Source organism: Mesorhizobium sp. M7A.F.Ca.US.002.01.1.1 (assembly GCF_004022955.1).
Classification (GTDB): Bacteria; Pseudomonadota; Alphaproteobacteria; order Rhizobiales; family Rhizobiaceae; genus Mesorhizobium; species Mesorhizobium ciceri.
This window is the reverse complement of record NZ_RZQE01000567.1, coordinates 1-3,349: the sequence shown is the minus strand read 5'-3', so window position 1 is coordinate 3,349 and position 3,349 is coordinate 1. Positions and strand designations below refer to the sequence as shown.

At 65.1% G+C, this 3,349-nt stretch carries 4 protein-coding genes; all 4 read right to left on the bottom strand.

The genetic code is table 11. The features are described from left to right. On the bottom strand, positions 1-520 hold a 520-nt coding region (locus EN932_RS32025), incomplete at its 3' end, for a CoA transferase (RefSeq protein ID WP_206618984.1). A 15-nt stretch (positions 521-535) separates the two neighbouring features. Next, positions 536-2,059 carry a tripartite tricarboxylate transporter permease gene (locus tag EN932_RS32020; protein ID WP_013529613.1) on the bottom strand — a complete coding sequence of 508 codons (1,524 nt, stop codon included), beginning with the start codon at positions 2,057-2,059 and terminating at the stop codon, positions 536-538. Between the two features lie 4 nt (positions 2,060-2,063). Continuing rightward, positions 2,064-2,600 carry a tripartite tricarboxylate transporter TctB family protein gene (locus EN932_RS32015; protein ID WP_027161342.1) on the bottom strand — a complete coding sequence of 179 codons (537 nt, stop codon included), beginning with the start codon at positions 2,598-2,600 and terminating at the stop codon, positions 2,064-2,066. A 139-nt stretch (positions 2,601-2,739) separates the two neighbouring features. Then, a partial coding sequence (locus tag EN932_RS32010; protein ID WP_164890724.1) for a tripartite tricarboxylate transporter substrate-binding protein occupies positions 2,740-3,349 on the bottom strand: 610 nt, incomplete at its 5' end.

The following is a 3,349-nucleotide window of genomic DNA, read 5'->3' as shown; positions in this document are numbered from 1 at the left end:
GCGTATCGGCGACGGGATAGCCGACCCGCAGCGGCGCCGTTTCCGGTGTGCCGGTGATGCTCATGATCCCAGACAGGCCCTGGATGATCTGGTCATAGGCAGGATTATCGCGCATTGGCCCGGTCTGGCCGAAACCCGATATCGCGCAATAGACGAGGCCCGGACGGACCGTCTTCAGTGCCTCGTAGCCAAGCCCCAGCCGATCCATCACGCCGGGGCGGAAATTCTCCACCAGTGCGTCGGCGCTGGCCACCAGATCGAAAAAGCGCTCGCGATCGGCTTGCTTCTTGAGGTCGAGCACAACCGACCGTTTGCCGGCGTTCTGAGCCAGGAACGAGGCGCCCATGCCGGCGCTGTTCAGCTTCGGCGAGCCGCCGAGCTGGCGGGCGAGGTCGCCGCCTTGCGGCGCCTCGACCTTGATCACGTCGGCGCCCAGCAGCGCCAGCTGATAGGCACAGTAGGGACCGGCCAGGACATTGGTCAGGTCGAGGACGCGAATACCGGAAAGCAGTTCTGTCATGGCGTCATGGATCGATCAGGCATCGCCGGGCACATGCTCCGGTCCGCGCCGACGACGATGCTCGATGAAGGCCCAGATATGCGGGCCGGCGAGGCCGATGAAGGCGAGCGTCAGCAGTGTCAGCGACAGTTTGTGGGTGTAGAACACGGACCAGTCGCCATTCGAGATGGTCATCGCCCGGCGGAACTGGGTTTCGGCGAGCGGCCCAAGGATCATGCCGATGATGACAGGCGCGGTCGGAAAATCGAACCGCCGCATCAGGAAACCGGCGGCCCCCAGCAGATAGAGGATGACGAGGTCGATGGGCGATTGCGAAATGCCATAGGTGCCGACCGTGGCGAACACCAGGATGCCGGCATAGAGCTGCGGCGCCGGGATTTTCAGCAGCCGCACCCACAGCCCGATCAGCGGCAGGTTGAGGATGACCAGGATGACGTTGGCGATGAACAGGCTGGCGATCAGCCCCCAGACGAGGTCGCCCTGGGTCGTCAAAAGCAGTGGTCCGGGATTGATGCCGTAGCTCTGGAACGCCGACAGCATGATCGCCGCCGTCGCCGAGGTCGGCAGGCCAAGCGTCAGCATCGGCACCAGCACGCCGGCTGCGGACGCATTGTTGGCGGCCTCGGGGCCGGCAACGCCTTCGATGGCGCCGACCGTGCCGAACTCCTGCTTGTGCTTCGACAGCTTCTTTTCGATGGCATAGGACAGGAAAGTCGGGATTTCGGCGCCGCCCGCCGGCATGGCGCCGATCGGGAAGCCGATCGCGGCGCCGCGCAGCCAGGGTTTCCACGAACGTCCCCACTCGGCCGCCGTCATGTAGAGCGAGCCCTTCAGCGGCACGATCTCGTCCTTGCCGGCATAGCGGCGCGAGGCCATGTACAGCGTCTCGCCGACGGCAAACAGGCCAACGGCGGCGATGATGACGTCGACGCCGTCGAGCAGTTCGGTCATGCCGAAGGTGAAGCGCGGCTGGCCGGTCTGCAGGTCGACGCCGATCATGCCGATGACGAAGCCTGCGAACAGGCTGGTCAGGCCGCGAACGGAAGACGAGCCGAGCACCGCCGAGACGGTGATGAAGGCCAGCACCATCAGCGAGAAATATTCGGCCGGGCCGAAGGCCAGCGCGAATTTGACCACCACCGGCGCCAGGAAAGCGACGCCCATCGTGCCGATCGTGCCGGCGACGAACGAGCCGATCGCCGAGGTGGCGAGGGCTGCACCGCCGCGGCCGGAACGCGCCATCCTGTTGCCTTCCAGCGCGGTGACGATGGTGGCGCTTTCGCCGGGCGTGTTGAGCAGGATCGACGTCGTCGAGCCGCCGTACATGGCGCCGTAATAGATGCCGGCAAACAGGATGAAGGATGCCTCCGGCGCCACCTGATAGGTGATCGGCAAAAGCAGCGCGATGGTCAGCGCCGGCCCAAGACCGGGCAGCACACCGATGGCGGTACCAAGCGTGGTGCCGAGCAGGCACCACAGAAGGTTGACCGGGGTGAAGGCGACCGAGAAGCCATGTGCCAGATGTCCGAGCGTTTCCATGGCGTCAGCCCCTCAACATGGTGATGAACGCATCGATGACCGTGTTCAGCTGGTTCTCGATGAAACCGGCACCGATGTTGACGCCGAGCGCCCTGGCGAAGCCGAAATAGGCGGCCAGCGCCAGGATAAGGCCGAGCACGACGTCCCGCAGCGTACGCTTGCTGCCGAAGCCGTAGCAGACGAGCACGAACATGATGACGGATGCCGCCGTGAAGCCGAGCGGTTGGATGAGCAGCAGATTGGCGATCAGGCCGATAACGACGAAGCCCATTGCCTTCCAGTCGGTCGGCGTCTCCTTTTCCTCCTCCGGCTGCCAGCCGCCGCGAAGCGCGGCAAGGATGAGCAACAGCGAAAGTACCACCAGGCCAACCATGGTAAGGTAGGGAAAGACGGTCGGGCCGACCTTGGAGTAGAGCGGCGACACCGGGATCGCCAGCGTCTGCCAGGCAACGGCGCCGGCGCAGGCCAGGAGCCCGATGCCTATCAACAATTCCGGCACGGCAAGCCGCGACGGCGCCGGCTGCTGGTCGCTGGTGCTCATGATTGTCCTCCCCAGGAGAGCTGGCCAAGTATGGTTGGCGAAAATGCCCGGCGCCGCATGCTTGCTCCCCACCGCAGGGTCATGCCGGCTTGCATTTCATGCGAGAAGGGGCGACCTGCGCCGCCCCTATGACGATGGATCAGGCGAGCCCGAGATCCTTCAGGATCGCCTCGATGCGGGCTGAATCCTCGGTGACGAACTTCGCATAGTCGTCGCCGGTGAGCAGGATCGGCGTCCAGTTGCGGTTCTTGCATTCGGTCGCCCACGCGTCGCTCTTGGCCATGGTCTCGATCAGGGTGATCATCGCTGCCTTGTCGGCGTCGGAAATACCCGGCGGTGCGAAGACGCCGCGCCAGTTGAACAGTTCGACATCGATGCCGGCCTCCTTCAGCGTCGGCGCATCGATGCCGTCCTGGCGCTTGTCTGCCGAGATGGCGAGCAGCCGCAGCGCGCCCGCCTTGACCTGCTCGGAAAACTCGCCAAAGCCGGAGATGCCGGCCGCGACCTGGTTGCCGAGCAGCGCCGACAACGCCTCACCGCCGCCGGCGAACGGCACGTAGGACAGGTTTGTCGCCGGCACGCCGACAGTCTTGGCAATCAGGCCGAACAGGATGTGATCGGAACCGCCTGCGGAGCCGCCGGCGACAGGAACCTTTGTCGGACCGGCCTTGAGCGCGGCGACGAAATCAGCGGCCGTCTTGAACGGCGACTCCGCCGGCACGACCAAGGCTTCGAACTCGCCGGTAAGG